Here is an 18,957-nt window from a genome sequence, read left to right on the forward strand (position 1 = left end):
CTGTGAGTATTACAACGACACTCACCGGAAAGGCAAGACCATGCACCCTCCTCGTCTGACTCCCCTCGCGCGCGCCATCGGCAGCGCCGTGCTCCTGCTGTCGCTGGCGCAGGCGCCGGCCATGGCAGCCGATGCCGCCGCCGCGCCAGTTGCCGCGCAAACGGCCTTCAACGTGCCGGCGGGCGAGCTGTCCGCCGCCATCGCCAGCTTTGCCATCGAGGCGAAGGTGAGCGTGGGCGCGGCGGCCGAGCTGCTGCAAGGCGTGCGCACGCCGGGCCTGAGCGGCAGCTACACGGTGCCGCAGGCGCTGGCCCGCCTGCTGGCTGGCACGGGCCTCGAGGCACTGCCCAGCGGTGAACGCAGCTACGTGCTGCGCAAGTCGGGCGCTGCCTCGCCCGCCGCGCCGATCGCCGCCACCCTGGGCGAAGTGGCCGTCAGCTCCAGCGCCCTGCGCGACGGCACCACGGAAGGCAAGCGCGGCTACGCGGGCCTGACCAGCGCCACGCGCCTGAACCTGTCGCTGCGCGAAACGCCGCAAGCCGTCAGCGTCATCACGCGCCAGCAGATCGAGGACCAGGGCTTGAAAACCCTGCAGGACGTGCTGCTGCAGGCGCCCGGCATCACGGTGGACCATTCGTCGAGCACGCGCGAATACGACCAGGTGTTTTCCCGCGGCTTCGAAGTCACGTCGTACATGTTCGACGGCATCCCGACCAGCAAGAGCCTGGAAGCGCGCACCTACGACATGGCCATCTACGACCGCGTCGAGGTCATCCGCGGCGCGACAGGCCTGATCAGCGGCACGGGCAGCCCGTCGGCCGCCATCAACCTGGTGCGCAAGCGCCCGGGCCGCACGTTCGCCGCCACGGCCGGCGCGCAGCTGGGATCATGGGACCGTTACCGCGTCGAGGGCGATGTCTCGACGCCCTTGACGGCGGACGGCAAGGTACGCGCGCGCCTCGTCGCCGCACATGAAGACCAACGCTCGTTCATCGACCGCTACCAGCAGAAAAAGGACGTGCTGTACACCATCGTCGAAGCGGACCTGTCGCCTTCGACGGTGCTCAGCGCCGGCATCAACTACCAAAAGGAAAAGCTCAAGGGCGCGGGGCGTGAATTCCCCGTGTTCTACGCCGACGGCTCGCAAACCCATTTTCCCCGCTCGATGAACGGCACGGCCGCGTGGAGCACGTATGACCGCGAACAGAACATGCTGTTCGCCACGCTCGACCACTATTTCGACAACGACTGGATCGCCAAGGTGGCCGTCAGCCGCAGCAGCAACCAGTACGACGCCCTGCAGGGTTTTTCCGGCAACGGCTACCCGGACCGCGTGACGGGCGGCGGCATGAAGCTGTGGCTGGCCAACTGGCACAGCAAGCCGCAACAGACCTCGCTCGACGCGTACGTGAGCGGCCCGTTCCAGGCCTTCGGCCGCAAGCATGAACTGGTGCTGGGCGTGAGCGCCTCGGAACTCAAGACGAATGGCCCCATCTACCCGAACTGGCGCCTCGACGGCTACGACTACACGGTGCCGGATATCCACGCCTGGCATGGCGCCATGCCGGTGCCCGACTACAGCGGCACGCGCCTGGGCTCCTCGTACGACAGGGAGCGGGAAAGCGGCGTGTATTCGACCCTGCGCCTGCGCCCGACGGACGCGCTGTCGGTGATTGTCGGGGCGCGGCTGTCGTACTGGAAGCGCGACATCCGCAGCGATTATTTCAACGACACGGACCTGTACGACGCCATGCGCGAAAACGGCAAGATCACGCCGTATGCGGGCCTGGTCTACGACCTGGGCCAGCACTGGTCGGCCTACGCCAGCTACACCAGCATCTTCACGCCGCAAAGCCAGCGCGACGTCAACAGCCGTTTCCTGGCGCCGCTGGAAGGCAAGAACTACGAAGTGGGCGCCAAGGGCGAATTCTTCGGCGGCAAGCTCACCACCAGCGCCGCCCTGTTCCAGCTGAAGCAGGAGAACCTGGCCGAAGCCGATCCGGGCAATGTCTGGATCATCGGCACGGGCGGCGGTTCCTACGCCTATCACACGGTGAAGGGCGCCACCACGCGCGGCTTCGAAGCGGAAGTATCGGGCCAGCTGCGTCCCGACTGGCAACTGACGGCCAGCTATGCCTATAGCCGCATCCGCAATGCCGCCGGCGAACGCATCCAGACCAACCAGCCGCAGAGCATGGCCAAGCTGTGGACCACGTGGCGCCTGGAGCAAGGCGTGCCGGGCCTGCTGCTGGGCGGCGGCGTGAACTGGCAGAGCGATATCTACATGGATGACCGCGGGCCGAATGGCGAACGCTTCACGCAGAAGGCGTATGCGGTGGCCGGACTGATGGCGCAATACCAGGTCAGCAAGCAGCTGCTGGCGACTCTGAACGTCAACAATGTCTTCGACAAGCGCTACTACTCGACGGGCATGGGCGGCTACTACGGCGATCCGCGCAACGCCATGCTGTCGCTGCGCTATCAGTTCTGAATGGCTTCACTGCTTTTGAGCAGCACCTCGATGCCCTCGGGTGCCATGGCGCGGCCCAGGAAATAGCCAAACGCCTCGTCGCAGCCCATCTCGGCCAGCAGTTCCAGCTGCTCGCCGCTTTCCACCCCGCCGGCGATGGTGCGCAATCCCAGCGTGCGCGCCATCGCCACGATGGCACGCACCATGGCGCCGTCGCCGCCCGGCTTGCCCACGTCGTCGACGAAGCATTTTTCGATCTTCACGGCATCCGTGGGAAAGCGTTTCAGGTAATTGAGCGAAGCGTCGCCCGTGCCGAAATCGCTGATGGCGATCGCCATGCCCAGCTGGCGGAACTGGCGCAATATCAGTTCGCAGTTCTGGTTGCGGTCGATCAGGATGCCGGCGGCGATTTCCAGCTCGATGCAATGCCCCGGCACGCCGGCCGCTTCCAGCGCGGCGGCGAAATTGCGCGCGATGTCGCGCTGGTAGAACTGGCGCGCCGACAGGCTGACGGACACCGTCAGCATCTGCCCCTGCGCGATCCACCTGCGCGCCTGTTCCACCGCCGTGGCCATCACCCACGCTCCCACCGGCAGGATCAGGGCGATTTCCTCCAGTACCGGCAAAAAGTCGAGCGGCATCATCAGGCCCAGCTCCGGGTGCTTCCAGCGCAGCAGCGCCTTCACGCCCGTGATCGTGCGCGTCTTCAAGTCCATGCGCGGCTGGTAGAACAGGGCGAATTCATTGCGTTCGAGCGCGTGGCGCAAGGCCGTCTCGAGGATGGTGCGCGAATACGATTGCGTCTGCATGCGCGGCGCGTAGCGCAGGCAGGTGCCGGGCGCGTGGCGCTTGGCCGCATACATGGCCAGGTCGGCCTTTTCGATCAGCGCATTGACGTCGTCGTCATCGTCCGGGTACAGGGCCACGCCCACGCTGGCCGCCACCGACAGGCTGTATTCGCCGATGACGAAGGGGGCAGCGATGGCGCCGACGATTTTCTCGGCCACCCGCTCGGCATCGTGCGCCGTGCGCAATTCCGTCAGCAGGATGATGAATTCGTCGCCGCCCTGGCGCGCCACCGTGTCGACCTTGCGCACGCACTGCTGCACCCGACGCGCGAACTCCGTCAGCACCTGGTCGCCCACGTCGTGCCCCAGGCTGTCGTTGATGGATTTGAAGCGGTCGATATCGACGAACAGCACCGCCAGCAACGCCTGGTGGCGGCGCGCGTAGGCGATGCCGTGCTCGAAGCGGATCTGGAAATGCAGCCGGTTCGGCAAACCCGTCAAGCCGTCGTGGTGGGCGATGAATTCCAGCTGCTGCTCGGCGCGCCGGCGCGCCGACACGTCGTGCAGCAGCAGCACCGCGCCGCCCTGCGCCAGTGGTGCGCAGCTGTACTGCACGTCGATGCGCTTGCCGTCGAGATGGCGCAGCAGCACGGCGCCGCGCGCCACTTCCAGCACTTCCTGCTGCGCCACGCAGTCGCGCACCTGGCGCGCCGCATCGATGGGCGTGCCGTCGTGGAACAGCGGCAGCAGCTGCGTCACGGGCTGGCCCAGGCCATCGTCGCCGAACAGCCCGCCCATGGCGCTGGCGCGGGGATTCAGGTAGCGCACGACGCCAGCGTGGTCGGTGCCGACGACGGCCGCAGGCAAGGCGTGCAGCAGCGCCAGCGCATCTGCCATGCGCTGCGCCTGCGCCGCCTGCAGCACCACGCCTGTCGCATGGCGCAGGCGCCACGTGCGCGCCGCCTGCCACTGGCAGGCCAGCAGCACGCTCAGCATCACGGCCAGGGTCAGGCACAGCGCCAGCAGCAGCGTCGTCATGCGTCACCCGGCAGGCAAGAGGTGGAAGACATGCTTTTCCTTTGCAACGCGCGCCATGCGGCCGGGCGCGGAACCATGCGGAAAGGAAATAATATAAGAATTCCGGCGCGATATTTGCCTGATCGGGCGCCGCTTGACTGGTGTCAATCACGGTGGGGCGTGATCACTGTTGCAATCCTCCCACAGACAATCTCACCAATTATTGCAACAATTGCTGCGCAACACTAAAATGAGAATGATTCTCATTCTTGGGAGTCAACTCCATTCATCTGAGTCCCTGCGCCCACGCCAGGACCGCAGCGGCATGGCCAGGCAAGCCAGGCGCAACACTCCCCCAGCGACGCATATTTTGAAACAGGCATCCGCCTGCTTCATCCACCACATCATCGCGACACCGGGAGTAATCAATGACAATACACAGCGCACAGCGAAAGGCCGCCGCATTGGCGCCAACCCTCATGGCCGCGGCCATTCTCGGCACCTTGGGTGCACCAGCCCTTGGCCAGACGCAGCAGCAGGAACAGAATCTGCCCGAGGTGCACGTCAACGCGCAGGCTGCCTCGGCCACCACCGAAGGCAGCGGCTCCTACACCAGCGGCAGCATGAACGCGGCCACGCGCCTGAACCTGTCCGTGCGCGAGACGCCGCAATCGGTCAGCGTCGTCACACGCCAGCAAATGGACGACATGAATATCCGCTCGGTCGAGGACATCGCCAATGTCACGCCGGGGCTGAGCCTGAACAAGGGCGCCACTGAGCGGGCCAGCTTTTATTCGCGCGGTTTCTCGATCAGCAATTTCACGGAAGACGGCCTGACCATGTCGGCCGACGGCGACACCCTCGGTTTCGCTACCCTGGCCATGTACGACCGCGTCGAAATCCTGCGCGGCGCGGCCGGCATGCTCAATGGCGTGGGCAACCCGTCGGGCACGATGAATTTCGTGCGCAAGCGCCCCACGGCGCAGAACGAGGTGTCGCTCACGGGCAGCATCGGCCGCTACAACGACTACCGCGGCGAAGTCGATGCGCGCGGCGCACTGAACCAGGCGGGCAGCCTGCGCGGACGCGCCGTGGCCGCCTACCAGGATACCGACACGTTCATCTCGAACTACCGCCACAAGCGCGCCCTGCTCTACGCCACCGCCGATGCCGACCTGTCGCGCGACACGACCCTGAGCGTGGGCTTTCACGTCAACGACGAGCGCAATCCCGGCTCCACGTGGTACGGCTTGCCAACGGCGCTCGACGGCAGTTTCCTGCCGCTCGACCGCTCGGCCAGCAACGCGCCCGACTGGACCTTCTGGAACAAGAAAAACACGCGCCTGTTCGCCGAACTCGAACACCGGCTGGGCGACGGCTGGAAGGTCAAACTGGCGGCGCAGGCGCTGCAGGACGAACTCGACTCCGTCGTCACGGGCATCGCCCGCGTGCCGAAGACAAATCTGTTCCGCCTCAGCGCGGCCAACGCCTTTGTCTACGACCGCCAGCAGCGCATAGTCGATGCGCAGGCAGCCGGTCCTTTCAGCCTGCTGGGCCGCCGCCATGAAATCGTCTTCGGCGCCAACTACCGCACGCGCGATACCGAGGACAAGGGCTACAAGTCGGTGCCCGACTACAGCTACACCTTCAACCCCGTGCGCTGGGATACGGGCGCGCCCGTGAAACCCGCGATCGGCACCTTCTATTATGGCCAGGACAGCAAGACGAAGCAGACGGGCGTCTACACGACGGCCCGCTTCAGCCTGGCCGATCCGCTGGCCCTGCTGGTGGGCGGCCGCGTCGACTGGTACGACTATCGCGCCATCAACACGTTTTCGGGCGCGCGCTCCGGCTACAAGGTGAGCCGGGAAGTCACGCCATATGCCGGCTTGGTGTACGACGTCGACGCCCACCATTCGCTGTACGGCAGCTGGACCAGCATCTTCAATCCGCAAAGCGCCGTCGACAGGAATGGCGTGCTGCTCGATCCCGTCACGGGCATCAACATGGAAGCGGGCGTGAAGGGCGAATACTTCGGCGGCGCGCTGAACGCCTCGGCGGCCGTGTTCCGCATCGTGCAAAAGAACCTGGCGACAGCGCTGCCGCTGACGCAGTGCGGTCCCGGCCTGCTGTCTTGCTCCGAGGCGGCCGGTGAAGTGCGCAGCGACGGGTTTGAACTGAGCGTGTCCGGCGCGTTGACGCCGCGCTGGCAGGTCAACGCGGGCTTTACCTACAACACGGCCGAATACGCCAAGGCGCAAGGCAGCAATGCCGTCGGCGCGCGCTATGCGGCCGAGCGCCCCAGCCGCCTGCTGCGCCTGTCCACCAGCTATCGCCTGTCCGATGCGTGGCGCGTCGGCGGCGCGCTACGGGCGCAGAACCATATCTACAAGACCAACAGCGCCATCCGCCAGGGCGGCTACGCGGTGGCCGACCTGAACGCGGGCTGGCAAGTGAACCGCCAGCTCGACGTGCGCCTGAGCGTGACCAACGTCTTCGACCGCAGCTACTACCAGGCCATCAGCAGCATCGACAGCGGCAATGCATTCGGCGATCCGCGCAGCGCCGTGCTGACGGCGAAGTACACGTTTTAAGCCAGCGCCAGCCGGCCCGGCTTCAGTTCCGGCGTCGACGCCAGCGCCGGCGCCGCATGCAGCTTGAAGATGCTGACGGCGTCGGCCAGACTGGCCGCCTGCTGCTGCAGCGCGTCTGCGGCGGCGGCGGCCTGCTCCACCAGGGCCGCGTTCTGCTGCGTCACGCCATCCATCTGGCTGATGGCGATGCTGATCTGTTCGATGCCGTCGCGCTGCTCCACGCTGGCCACGGCGATCTCGCCGATGATGGCGTTGACGCGCTGCACGCTGCTCACCACGTCATCCATCGTGCGCCCCGCCTGGCCGGCCAGCACGCTGCCCTCTTCCACCGTGCGCACGGATTCGCCGATCAGCTGCTTGATTTCCAGGGCCGCTGCAGCCGAGCGTTGCGCCAGGTTGCGCACTTCCGTCGCCACGACGGCGAAGCCGCGTCCCTGCTCGCCCGCGCGCGCCGCTTCCACCGCCGCATTCAGGGCCAGGATATTCGTCTGGAAAGCGATGCCGTCGATGACGGCGATGATGTCGACGATGCGCTTCGACGAGGCATTGATATGGCTCATGGTCTGCACCACCTGCGCCACGGCCTCGCCGCCGCGCTGCGCCACGTCGGAAGCGCCGCCGGCCAGCTGGCGCGCCTGATCCGCGTTGTCGTTATTCTGCCGCACGGTGGACGTCAGCTCGATCATCGAGGCGGCCGTTTCTTCCAGCGAACTGGCTTGCTCCTCCGTGCGCGACGACAGGTCCATGTTGCCGCTGGCGATTTCAGCGGACGCCGTGGCGATGGCGTCCGTGCCGGCGCGCACCCGTCCCACGATGGCGGCCAGGTTGCCGCTCATCGCTTTCAAGGCGCGCAGCAGGTCGCCGATTTCATCGCGGCTGCCGTCGGCCACCACGGCGCGCAAGTCGCCCGCCGCCACCTGCTGGGCGATGCCGACGGCCGCGCCCAGCGGCACCGTGATGCTGCGGATCAGCCACCACACGGTGACGGAGCCCACGACCAGGGTCACCAGCACGGTGGCCAGCATGGCGATGCTGGCGCTGCGGTGCGCGGCATCATCCTGCTCCTTCATCTGCGCCATCAGGGCGTGCGACTGCTTGCCGATGGCCGTGACGATGGCGTCGATCTGGCGCGTCGGTTCGCGGTCCATGCCCTTGACCAGCGCATCGACGGTCTGCGCGCTGTCGGCGCGCGCGCCGTCATACTTCTGCAGCGCCGCCAGGTAGCTCACGCCCAGCGCGTCGTGCGCCTGCAGCGCCTGCTCCACGGGTGCCGTGTCGAGTTTTAATGCGCCCATCATCACCTGCAGGCTTTTCAATTCCTTGCGCGTCTGCGCGCCGCTGGCGACAAACGCTTCGCGGTAGCGCTGGAAGGCGGCAGCATCGCCGCCGCGCAGCAGGATGTTTTTCCATTCCTGCACCTGGATCTTGAATTCCACCTGCGCGCTGCGCGCCGCGTCGACCGCTTCCGTCAAGGCGACGGAGCGCTGCATGGCGTCCGCGCTGCGCGCACTGGCCGCGTCGAGCGCACTCCAGCCACGCGCGCCAACGAACACCAGCGCAAGAAAGAAGAAGGCGCCCAACAGACCCAGGCGGACGGAGATTTTCAGATTCGCGAGTTGCATGTGTTTCTCCCGGCGGCAAGAACAGGATGGCAACAAAGGCGCCACCAAAACTATCCAATTCTCACCAAATAGGGAAATCATGGGGCGCGCCCCGTGAAAAACCAAGCAGCGCTTTCGTTAGAGAAACACTTTCAACATAGAAACAACAAATTACAGCGCAAGGTTGACTGGATGGTCATGATTTTCCGTCACCGTCATGGTCATCCGGGCAAGCTTGCCCGTACCCGCATCAAGGCAGCATACGGGTCAGTACATCGTCCTTGCGCACGCGGTGATGGAACACGGCGGCCAGCACATGCAGGCCCACCACGCCCCAGGCTGCCCATTTGCCCAGGAAGTGGTGCACGCTATCCACCGGCGCCTCGAAGCTTTCCCAGGTCATGCCGAAAGTCGTCGCCATCGACTCGAACAGCGCCGTATCGCGAAAGCTGGGCACGGTAAACAGGCCAAAGTCGGTATGCAGGCCCGTACCCACGTAGCCGGTCAGGGGCAGCGCGATCAGCAGGCCATACAGGCCCCAGTGCGCGGCGTGCGCCAGTTTGTGCTCCAGCGCGGAGCCGGGCGGATCCTGCGGCTGCACGTCGAGCAGCCGCCACGCCAGGCGCGGCAGCACCAGCGCGCCCACCAGCAAGCCCAGCATCCAGTGCACGTTCAGTACCGCCAGCGTACCGGGCGCCTCCTCGTCCAGGAACCAGATCACATAGTAGACAACGACATACGCGCCGATAAAGGCGGCGGCGCTGGTCCAGTGAAAGAACTTGGCGAGCGCGCCAAAACGGTCGGCGTTATTTTTCCATTGCATGGGGCGGTTCCTGGGAAGTGAAAGCGGATGCGGGGTCGGCCAGCAGGCCGCTGAGCAGCTTGTCGAGAGCGGCCAGCGACATGGCCAGCCGCGCGGGCGGGTCGCCATCGGCTTCGGCGATCCAGAAAGCCGCTTCGGTCACGGCGCCATACAGCATGCGGGCCGTCACGCCAGTATGCGCAGGCAGCGCCACGCCTTCATCGATCAGCCCCTGCAGCGCCGCCTGCAACGCGGCGACGCCGACGCTCTGGTGCGCCTGCGGCACGTCGCCGAACATGGCGCGCGCATCCTGCAGGATGATGCGGCGCAGTTCGGGCACCAGCGCCAGTTCCAGGTAGCCCTGGCAGCGGCGGCGAAACGCTTGCCACGAAGAGGGCGCGGCGTCCGCCATGGCTTGCAGGCGCTCGCCAACTTCGCCCTCGAGCTGATCGATCACGGCAAGCAGCAGTTTTTCCTTGCTGCCGAAATGGTGGTACAACGCGCCGCGGGTCAGGCCGGCGGCGGCCGTGAAATCATCCATCGAGGTATTCGCATAACCCTGTTCGGCGAACGCATGGCGCGCCGCCGCCAGCAGCCGGGCGCGGGTTTCCTCGATCATGCTGCTGCGACTGCGGCGCGGGGGTGATACGGTGGAGACGGGCATGGACAGTCCTTTCACATACGTAGCGTATGTGAAAGCATGTTATTGACATACGTTGCGTATGTCAATGCAAAAATACCTGCCGGCGTCAGTGCGCAGCCGCTCCCGCGAACTCCGCGCGCAGCAGCGGATACAGCCGCCGGTAGCGCGCCAGGCGGTCGTCCAGCACGGCGGACGCTTGCGGCGCCACCGTTTCCTGCACGGGCGGGCGCGTGCACACCTGCGCGGGCGGCAAGCCCGTCACCGCCATCTGCGCCAGGCGCGCCGCGCCCATGGTGCCGCCGGCCACGCCATGGTCGTGGCGCAGCACGTCCAGGCCGGACGCATTCGCGCATAGCTGCGCCCAGAAGCGGCTGCGCGAACCGCCGCCCACGAATGACGCTTCCTTCAGGTGCGTGCCAGCGCTGCGCAGGGCCGCGTTGCCGTCGGCCATGGCAAAGGCCACGCCTTCCATCGCGCTGTAGGCCAGCTCGGCGCGCCCGTGTTCCGTCGACAGGCCGAAAAACACGCCACGTGCGGAGGCGTCATTGTGCGGCGTGCGTTCGCCGCTCAAATACGGCAGGAAGATGGGCGCCGTGCGCGCCTCGACGTTTTCCGCCAACCTTGCCAGCTCGCCGATGTCGCCCGACTGCGTCAGCCGCGCCACCCAACTGAGGCTGGAGGCGGCGCTGAGGATCACGCTCATCTGGTGCCAACGCTCGGGCAGGCAATGGCAGAACGCATGCACGCCCTGGCCCGGATTCGGCGCAAAACCATCGCTGCCGGCGAACAGCACGCCCGAGGTACCCAGCGACAGCAGGCCGGCCCCCGGCTCCACCACGCCCAGGCCCACGGCGGCGGCCGCGTTGTCGCCCGCGCCGCCGGCCAGCAGCACCGGATGCGCGATGCCCCACTCCTGGCACAGGGATGGGCGCACCTGCGCCGCAGCGTCGCTGCCTTCGACGAGGCGCGGCATATGCTCGCGCGTCAAGCCAGTAGCGGCCAGCATGCGCTCGGACCAGTCGCGCCTGGCCACGTCCAGCCACAGGGTGCCGGAAGCGTCGGACATGTCGGACACATACTCGCCCGTCAGGCGCAGGGCCACGTAATCCTTCGGCAGCAAGACCTTGGCCGTGGCGCGGAACAGCGACGGTTCGTACTTTTGCAGCCACAGCAGCTTGGGCGCCGTAAAACCCGGCATGGCCTGGTTGCCCGTGATGGCGCGCGACTCGGGCACCAATGCTTCCAGTTCCACGCATTCGGCAAACGCGCGCGTATCGTTCCACAGGATGGCCGCGCGCAGCACGTGCTGCTGCTTGTCGAGCAGGGTGGCGCCATGCATCTGGCCCGACAGGGCGATGCCGCGCAGGCCGGAAAACGCCACCGGCTGCGCAGTGCGGATGGCGGCGATGACGTCCAGGGTGGCATGCCACCAATCCTCGGGATTCTGTTCCGACCAGCCGGGATGAGGACTGGAGACGCGCAGGGTCACGCCGGCGCTGGCAAGGATGGCCTGGGCGTCATCGGTGAGGATGGCCTTGACTTCGGAAGTGCCGATATCGATACCGAGATAAGTCATTTGATTCCAAAAGAAAGTTAAGAATGGCCGTCGCCGGACGGCTCGGGCATGTTCATCAGCAGGCAGGAGCGGAATTTCGACGGCGACATCTGCTTGTGGGCCAAAAACTGGCGGTTGAAATTGGAAAGGTTGTTGTATCCCGTGCGGTAGCAGATATCGGTGACCTTCATGTCCGTGTTCATCAGCAGCTCGCAGGCCAGCGCGATGCGCTCCTGGTTCACGTATTGAATGAACGAGGTGCCCGTGTGCTTGCGGAAGAAACGCGTGAATTTCAAGGTGTTCATTTCCGCCACGTCGGCCACGTCCTGCTCGCAGAAATCCAGGGTGATGTTTTGCTTGATATAGGCCAGCACCAGGTTGATGGTGGACGACATGTAGCGCCCCGCCTGCGCCAGGTAGGTGACGCTGGCCAGCGGGCGCCGCTCGCGGCAGTCGCACAGCTCGCCGAACAGGCGCGTAAACAGTTCGACGCGGCGCAAGCCCTGCGCCGTCGTCAATTCCTTCATCAGCGGCACCAGGCGCAGGCCCAGCGCATCGGGAAACTGCAAGCCCCTGCCTGCCTCGCCCAGCAACGCTTTCAGGGGCGCCATTTCCGGGAACAGCAGCGCGCAACGTTCGATGAAGTCGCTGGAAAACTGCAGCACCAGGTCGCGCTCGGGCAGGACCACGCCTTCCGGCAGTTCGCTGACCCAGTTGTGCGGCAGGTTCGGCCCTGTCAGGATCAGATTGCCCGCCCCGTAACTGCCGATATGGTCGCCGATAAAAAATTTTCCATTCGATGTGATGATGAAGTGCAGCTCATACTCGGGATGAAAATGCCATTTCGCCACGGTGTGCGGAAAGCCGTGCGCCCACGCGCGAAACGATTCGTGGATCGGTTTGTGGATCAGTTCCAGGTCAGGCGTCACGGCAGTTCCCTTGCGCAGTCTCGGTGCCAGCTATTCTAACCACTTACTGACCACTGAGCGCCACGGCCAGCCCGCTGTCGGCGTCGAACAGATGCATGTGCTCTTCATCGAAGGCCAGCGCCAGGGTCTGCCCTACCTGCGCCGCGCTGTTGGCCGCATTCGCCGGCAGCAGGGCCGACAAGGTCAAGGCGCCGCACTGAAAACTGATCAGCGCTTCCGCGCCCAGCAGCTCGACCAGGTCGACCACGCACGCCAGGCCATGCGTGCCGGCCGGTTCCTGCGTTCGTGCCTGCGCTGGCGCTGCCCGCAAATGATTCGGACGCAGGCCGAAGACCACACGCGAACCCGCCGCCAGCGCGGCGAAGCGTGGCGAGACCAGGGGCCAGCGGTAGCCGGCGCACACCAGCACCGTTTGTCCGCCCTCCTTTTCGACGACGCCATCGATGAAGTTCATGGCCGGCGTGCCGATGAAGCCGGCCGCGAACAGGGTGCGCGGATGGTTGTACAGTTCCGCCGGCGTGCCAATCTGCTCGATATGCCCGCCCTTCATCAACACCACCCGGTCGGCCAGAGTCATCGCTTCGAGCTGGTCGTGCGTGACGTACAGGGTGGTGGTGCGCAGGCGACGGTGCAAGCGCTTGATGTCGGCGCGCAGCTGCGCGCGCAGCTTGGCGTCGAGATTCGACAGCGGTTCGTCGAACAGGAACACCTGCGGCGTCTTGATCATGGCGCGCGCAATCGCCGTGCGCTGCTGCTGGCCGCCCGACATGGCGCGTGGCTTGCGATCGAGCAGGCTGTCCAGGCTGAGGATGGCCGCCACCTCGCGCACCCGGCGCTCGATCTCGTCGTTCGGCACCTTCAGGCGACGCAAGCCGAAAGCGATATTGTCGTACACCGTCATGTGCGGATACAGCGCGTAATTCTGGAACACCATCGCCACGTTGCGCGCGCGGGGCGGCAAATCGTTGACGACGGCGCCGCCGATCAACAGCTCGCCGCCGCTGATGTCTTCCAGGCCCGCGATCATGCGCAGCAAGGTCGACTTGCCGCAGCCCGATGGCCCCAGCAGGACGATGAATTCGCCGTCATCGATTTCCAGGTCGAACGGCTGCAGCACGGCCGTCTTCTCGTCATACGTCTTGTTCAGCTGCCTGCAGGCGATATTTGCCATGGTTAGTCTCCTGCCAGTTCGATCTGGATCTTGACGTCGCGCGGATGACACTTGGCCGCTTCCTCGAACGCCTGCACGCCGTCGGCAAAGCCGAAGGTGCGCGAAATGAAGGGCTTGACGTCGATCTTGCCGGAGGCCAGCAAGGCGATGGCGCGCGGGAAGATGTTCGCGTAGCGGAACACCGACTCGATGCGCACTTCCTTGGCCTGGATGGCGACGACATCCAAAGGCACCTTATCCGGCGGCATGCCGACCAGCACCAGGCAGCCGTTCGGGCACAGCAGGTCGACGATGTTGTCGTAGGCGCGCATGCTGCCGCTGGCCTCAAAGACGATGTCGGCGCCCCAGCCATCGGTAGCCTCGCGCACCGTGTCGGCCAGGCTGGCCTGGCGCACGTCGACCGTGGTCACGGCGGGATTGCCGGCGAACAGGGCCAGCTTTTCCGGCACCAGGTCGGCCAGGATCACGCGCGAGCAGCCGCCCGCCAGCGCGGCCAGGGTGTTCATGGCGCCGATGGTGCCCGCGCCGATCACCACGGCCACATCACCCGGCTTGATGGCCGCCTTTTTCGCCGCCTGCAAGCCGATGGCCAGCGGTTCGACGATGGCGCCTTCGCCGAAGCTGACGCTGTCGGGCAGCTTGAAGGTGAACGCGGCCGGATGCACGACGTACGGCGTGAGGCAGCCGTGGATGGGCGGCGTGGCCCAGAAGCGCACGGCCGGATCGAGGTTGTACAGGCCGCGCATGGTGGCCGGCGAATCGAACTGCGGCACGCCCGGCTCCATGCAGACCCGGTCGCCCACCTTCAGGTGCGTGACTTCCACGCCCACTTCCGCCACCACGCCGGAGGCCTCGTGGCCGAGCACCATCGGCGCTTCGACGGCGAAGGGGCCGATCCTGCCGTGCTTGAAGTAATGCACGTCGCTGCCGCAGATGCCGACGGTATGAATCCTGATTTTCACGTCACGCGGGCCGACGGCGAGCGGCACGTCGATGTCGCGCAAGGTGATTGAATGCGCCTGTTCCAGTACGAGTGCTTGCATGATTGTCTTCCTTGTTTATCGTTATTTATGTTTGAGCATGGAGTTAAGCAACCGGCCCAGGATGCCGACGAACAGCAGCGGCGGCAGCGCCAGCAGCACGGTGGAAGCGTTCACCACGCCCCACGGCACTTCCTGCCCCATCGAGGTAAACGCCGACGCCACCACGGGCAGGGTCATGCTTTTCGACGAGGTGAGCGCCAGCGCGATCATCAGTTCATTCCAGACCAGCACGAAGCTGAAGACGATGCCGCCCATCAGGGTCTTCGAGGCCACCGGCAGGGCAACGTGCCAGAACACCTGGTACGGGCCATAGCCATCGAGCGCCGCCGCTTCCTCGATCTCTTTCGGGATGCGCGCAAAGGCGGGAATCGACAGCCAGATGATGGTCGACAGGGTCACCAGCAGATACGTCACCACCATCGACAGGCGCGAGTCGTACAAGCCCAGGTCGATCCAGATCGAAATCAGCGGAATGGCGACGGCCACGGGCGGCAAGAAGCGCAAGGACAGCAGGAAGAACTGGATATCCTTCTTGGCGGGAACCGGATAGCGGGCGATCGCATACGCGGCCGGCACGCCCAGCACGGCGCCCAGGAGCACGGCCACGCCGACGATGGCCACGCTGTTGCCCAGTCCCGTCAGCACTTCCGGACTGGCCAGCACCTGCTTGTAGTTGGCCAGGGTCGGGCTGAAGAAAAAGCGCGGCACGGGCGTGACGATGTCCATCAGATCCTTGAAGGAATTGAGCACGGCCCACAGGATGGGAAACAGCGCCACCAGGACGATCACCGTGGTGATGGCAGTGGTGGTGACGGCGCCAAGGCCGCGCGTAACAGTCAGTTTTCCCATTTGGCGACCCGCTTCCAGAGTAAGGTGAAAATGACGGTGGTGGCCAGCATCATCAGCACGGCCATGCTGGACGCGTACGATACCTTGCCCATCAGGCCGATGCCTTGCGCATACGCGTACATGTCCAGCGTTTCGGTGGAGATGCCGGGGCCGCCCTTGGTCATCACGTAGATCAGGTCGAACGAGCGCAGCGACTCGACCATCTTGATGAACACCAGGCTCATGATGGGTACCTTCAGCATCGGCAGCGCAATGTACGCATACACCTGCAGCGTGCTGGCGTAGTCGAGGCGCGCCGCTTCCAGCGGTTCGGCGGGCAGGGTTTCCAGCAGCTTTAGGATGACGGCGCCGAAGAACAGGCCCCACTGCCAGATGTCGACCAGCGCCACCGCGTACAGGGCCGTGGCAGGGTCGGACAGCAAGGCCGTGCCGCCCAGGCCCACGATTTCCAGCAGCCAGTTCAAAATGCCCATCAGCGGCGAATACATGAACTTCCAGATAAAGGCGGCCGACACGCGCGGCAGCAGCACCGGCACGATCAGGAGCAGCGCGATGATGTCGCGGGTGCGGCCCTTGACTCGCTCGAACAGGAACACGGCCAGCAGCACGCCGACGATCAGCGAGCCGGCCACGGTGACCACTTCCCAGATGGCCGACACCTGCACGGCATTGATGAAGCGGCGGTCGCCGAACAGGCGGAGAAAATTGGCAAAGCCGACGTAGTCGCTGTCGCTGTAGCGCAGCACGCGGTTTTGCAGGGCCAGGTTGATGGCGGCGATGGTGGGCACCAGGCCCAGTATCAGCAGGACCAGCAGCGGCAGCGTCAGAAAGACGGCCGGCAGCCAGGTATGGCGTTTTTTACGGATGGAATGCGGCATGGTGATGGCTTTCAAACGTGAACAGGCGAGCGCTGGCTTTAACCCCAAGGCAAGAGCCGGGGTCAGACCCGGCGGGGGATTGCGCCCCAGTGGGGCGCAATCCGATCGCGAAGCGACTGACCCCGCGGCTTATTTGCGTTTACTGGCCCGCTGCATCACTTCCGTGGCGTACTCATTCGCCTCATCGAGCGCGCTCTGCACGTCGCCGCGCGTGCCCGTAAACACCTCTTCCAGCACCACGCCCAGGTTGTCGCCGATGTCCGGCCACTCTGGGCTAGGCCAGATGGTGACGCGCGAGACGGGCGTGGTGTCCGTCAGGCCCGCCTGGATCTGCGGCTTGACGTGCTTGCGGAAGTAGTCGCTGGCGATGGTGCTGCTGCGGTTGTAGTCGCTGAAGACGTTGTCCTTCAGGCGCGCCTGTTCCTGCTCCTTGCCCGTGGCGAAAGCGATGAACTTGCCGGCCGCCTGGCGCGTGCATTCATCTTTGGCTCCTGTGGCGGAAATGGCCAGACCATGGCCGTACGCGGCCGACGCCAGCGGCGCGGGCGGGCGCACGTAGCCGACCTTGTCGACCACCGACGATTTTTTCGGGTCTTCCATCCAGTCGGCGAAGGGCGTCGACTCGATCATGAAGGCCACCTTGCCCGACCTGAACGCTTCGAGCGCATTGCTCCAGTCGTAGGTGGCGCCGCCCGGCGGCGAATACTTGAACAGGTCGCGGTACAGGGTGGTCGCTTTCACGGCCTGCGGCGAATTAAAGGTCGGCACGCCATCCTTTTCCCACTTGCCGCCGGCGGCCAGCATGAACGGCGACCAGCGCCAGACATTCATGCCAGAGCCGCGCTGGCCCCGCGCCGCCCAGCCGTAGACATTTGGCGGGCTGTTCATTTTCTTCACGGCGGCGACCAGTTCGTCGAGCGTCTTCGGCACGGCAATGTCGGCCTTTTCCAGCAGGTCGCGGCGGTAGAACAGGAAGTCGCTGCCGCCGATCAGGGGCGCGAAATACGCCACGCCCTTGTACGAGGCGACGGCGCGGCGGCCCGGCAGAAAGTCGTCGTAGTCGGCTTCCTTGGGCAAGTATTTGAGCAGGGGGACGACCCAGCCGGCCGTGGCAAATTCGGCCACGTTGGCTTCGTCGATGTAGTAGATCTGGTAGGAGCCGGCCTTGGTGGAAGCATCGAGCCTGGCCTTGGAGCGGCGGTCGTTTTCGCCGAAATAGCTGATTTGTACCTTGGTGCCGCTTTTCTTTTCATACTCGGCGAGGGTCTTTTCCATCACCGTCAGGCCCAGGCTTTTTTGCGCCAGCACCTTGATCACGGGCACCGAGCAGCTTTGTGCCGAGGCGTCTGCAAACCCGGCGGACATGAGGGCGCCCCATGCAACAGCAGTCATGATTTTCATAACACGTCTCCATTTTTATAGTCCGGCGGTTTTCCACCGGTGAAACCACTATAAAAACAAAGACGGCGCATCACCACTACAAAAGGTGCCGGTTTCTAAATACTTTTTTTCACTTCGCCGATACGGATTTGCCGCTCAATCCTGGCGAAAATCCTTGCGGTAGATATTCGTCTCCCTGCCCTCCGGCGGCAGGCGCGAGAAACGCTCGTAGCGCAACCCCAGCTTGTTGAGCAGATTGATCGACGCCTGGTTCTGCTGCGAGGTGATGCCGTACAGGGTGCGCAGGCGCAGTACCTGCTGCGCGTGCCGCACGATGGCGGCCGCCGCCTCGTAGGCATAGCCCTGGCCCCAGTAAGCGGGACGCACGGCATAGCCGATATCGGGGCCGGGCAGGCTGTCGCGGCGCACCAGGCCAGCCATGCCGACAAGCGCGCCATCGCTGCGGCGCTCGACGATGTACAGGGAATAGCCGTGCTCGCGGAACTGCGCCATCGGCCCCGTTTCCAGGGCCGCGCGGGCCGCCTCCACGGTGTGGAGGTTGCGCTGACCGATGTTGGCGATCCACGACGGGTCGTTGACCAGCTCCAGATAGAAGGCCGCATCGTCCGGCGTCACCGTGCGCAGGCGCAGGCGCGGCGTCTCGCAGATGGTGATGGCGCCGCTCATGCCGGCCACTGCATCGGGTCGCTCAGCAGCTGGTACATCACGTAGGCGTCCACATAGCCCAGTTGCGCGTGGCGGTAGGCCAGCGGCAGGGTGGCGACCACCGTGAAGCCCAGTTTTTTCCACAGGGTGACGGCGGCCAGGTTGGTACTGACGACGAAGTTGAACTGCATCGCCAGGTAGCCCGCGCGGCGCGCTTCTTCCATGCAGTGCACGCCCAGCAGGCAGCCCACGCCCACGCCCTGCGCAGCCGGGTCGACCATGAACGAGGCATTGGCCACGTGCGAGCCATGGCCCGGCTGGTTCGCCACCAGCTTGTACATGCCCAACAGCCGCTCCGTGCCCATCACGGCGACGAAGCTTTGTACGCCAGCGCCGAACCAGTAGGCGTGGCACGCTTCGCGCGTGGTATCGGCGGGGAAGGTATAGGTGTCGCCGGCGGCCACCAGCGTCTGGAAGATCGGCCACATGGCGTCAAAATCGGCTTCGGTGGCCGGGCGGATGTCAATTTCTTTCAAGGCGGTGCTCCCGATAACAAGTGATGGCTGATTGT

Annotated in this window: 14 protein-coding genes and 1 pseudogene; 2 read left to right on the forward strand and 13 right to left on the reverse strand. The window is 65.2% G+C overall.

The window, feature by feature from the left end; genetic code table 11:
- The first annotated feature begins 40 nt into the window (after positions 1 to 40).
- On the forward strand, positions 41 to 2,491 hold the full coding sequence (locus O3300_RS11820; protein ID WP_305052995.1) for a TonB-dependent receptor: 2,451 nt from the start codon (positions 41 to 43) through the stop codon (positions 2,489 to 2,491).
- On the opposite strand, the gene O3300_RS11825 is transcribed toward O3300_RS11820, so the two are convergent.
- Positions 2,482 to 4,296: a bifunctional diguanylate cyclase/phosphodiesterase gene (locus O3300_RS11825; protein WP_305052996.1), complete on the reverse strand. Its 1,815-nt coding sequence runs from the start codon at positions 4,294 to 4,296 to the stop codon at positions 2,482 to 2,484. The two genes, O3300_RS11820 and O3300_RS11825, sit on opposite strands and share 10 nt — an antisense overlap.
- 443 nt (positions 4,297 to 4,739) lie before the next feature.
- Between O3300_RS11825 and O3300_RS11830 the strand changes: the two genes are divergently transcribed.
- Positions 4,740 to 6,869, forward strand: coding sequence for a TonB-dependent siderophore receptor (locus tag O3300_RS11830; protein ID WP_305052997.1), 2,130 nt, complete (start codon positions 4,740 to 4,742; stop codon positions 6,867 to 6,869).
- Here the strand turns inward: O3300_RS11830 and O3300_RS11835 are convergent.
- The 12 genes and pseudogenes from O3300_RS11835 to O3300_RS11890 all read right to left on the reverse strand — a co-directional run bounded on the left by O3300_RS11835 (position 6,866) and on the right by O3300_RS11890 (position 18,922).
- On the reverse strand, positions 6,866 to 8,491 hold the full coding sequence (locus tag O3300_RS11835; RefSeq protein WP_305052998.1) for a methyl-accepting chemotaxis protein: 1,626 nt from the start codon (positions 8,489 to 8,491) through the stop codon (positions 6,866 to 6,868). The two genes, O3300_RS11830 and O3300_RS11835, sit on opposite strands and share 4 nt — an antisense overlap.
- 229 nt (positions 8,492 to 8,720) lie before the next feature.
- Complete coding sequence (locus O3300_RS11840) at positions 8,721 to 9,293, reverse strand: cytochrome b (protein WP_305052999.1); 573 nt, start codon at positions 9,291 to 9,293, stop codon at positions 8,721 to 8,723.
- Positions 9,277 to 9,891: a TetR/AcrR family transcriptional regulator gene (locus O3300_RS11845; RefSeq protein ID WP_305053000.1), complete on the reverse strand. Its 615-nt coding sequence runs from the start codon at positions 9,889 to 9,891 to the stop codon at positions 9,277 to 9,279. Before O3300_RS11845 ends, O3300_RS11840 begins: the two co-directional genes overlap by 17 nt.
- Before the next feature lie 130 nt (positions 9,892 to 10,021).
- Positions 10,022 to 11,491, reverse strand: coding sequence for a xylulokinase (gene xylB, locus O3300_RS11850; RefSeq protein ID WP_305053001.1), 1,470 nt, complete (start codon positions 11,489 to 11,491; stop codon positions 10,022 to 10,024).
- Positions 11,492 to 11,508: 17 nt separating this feature from the next.
- Positions 11,509 to 12,399 (reverse strand): AraC family transcriptional regulator, encoded by an 891-nt coding sequence (locus O3300_RS11855; protein WP_305053002.1) that lies wholly within the window; start codon positions 12,397 to 12,399, stop codon positions 11,509 to 11,511.
- A 55-nt stretch (positions 12,400 to 12,454) separates the two neighbouring features.
- Positions 12,455 to 13,570 (reverse strand): annotated as a pseudogene (locus tag O3300_RS11860) (ABC transporter ATP-binding protein); the annotation flags it as partial.
- Between the two features lie 2 nt (positions 13,571 to 13,572).
- Positions 13,573 to 14,613: an NAD(P)-dependent alcohol dehydrogenase gene (locus O3300_RS11865; protein ID WP_305053003.1), complete on the reverse strand. Its 1,041-nt coding sequence runs from the start codon at positions 14,611 to 14,613 to the stop codon at positions 13,573 to 13,575.
- A 21-nt stretch (positions 14,614 to 14,634) separates the two neighbouring features.
- Positions 14,635 to 15,462 carry a carbohydrate ABC transporter permease gene (locus O3300_RS11870; RefSeq protein ID WP_305053004.1) on the reverse strand — a complete coding sequence of 276 codons (828 nt, stop codon included), beginning with the start codon at positions 15,460 to 15,462 and terminating at the stop codon, positions 14,635 to 14,637.
- Positions 15,450 to 16,340 carry a carbohydrate ABC transporter permease gene (locus O3300_RS11875; protein ID WP_305053005.1) on the reverse strand — a complete coding sequence of 297 codons (891 nt, stop codon included), beginning with the start codon at positions 16,338 to 16,340 and terminating at the stop codon, positions 15,450 to 15,452. Before O3300_RS11875 ends, O3300_RS11870 begins: the two co-directional genes overlap by 13 nt.
- Before the next feature lie 129 nt (positions 16,341 to 16,469).
- The gene (locus O3300_RS11880; RefSeq protein ID WP_369812276.1) at positions 16,470 to 17,741 is read right to left on the reverse strand and encodes a sugar ABC transporter substrate-binding protein; all 1,272 of its coding nucleotides are present in this window, start codon (positions 17,739 to 17,741) and stop codon (positions 16,470 to 16,472) included.
- Positions 17,742 to 17,876: 135 nt separating this feature from the next.
- A complete protein-coding gene (locus O3300_RS11885; protein WP_305053006.1) occupies positions 17,877 to 18,407 on the reverse strand; it encodes a GNAT family N-acetyltransferase in 531 nt (176 codons plus the stop codon).
- Complete coding sequence (locus tag O3300_RS11890; RefSeq protein WP_305053007.1) at positions 18,404 to 18,922, reverse strand: GNAT family N-acetyltransferase; 519 nt, start codon at positions 18,920 to 18,922, stop codon at positions 18,404 to 18,406. Before O3300_RS11890 ends, O3300_RS11885 begins: the two co-directional genes overlap by 4 nt.
- Between the last annotated feature and the right edge of the window lie 35 nt (positions 18,923 to 18,957).

The sequence above is a fragment of the Janthinobacterium sp. SUN206 genome (assembly GCF_030587305.1).
Classification (GTDB): domain Bacteria; phylum Pseudomonadota; class Gammaproteobacteria; order Burkholderiales; family Burkholderiaceae_D; genus Janthinobacterium; species Janthinobacterium kumbetense.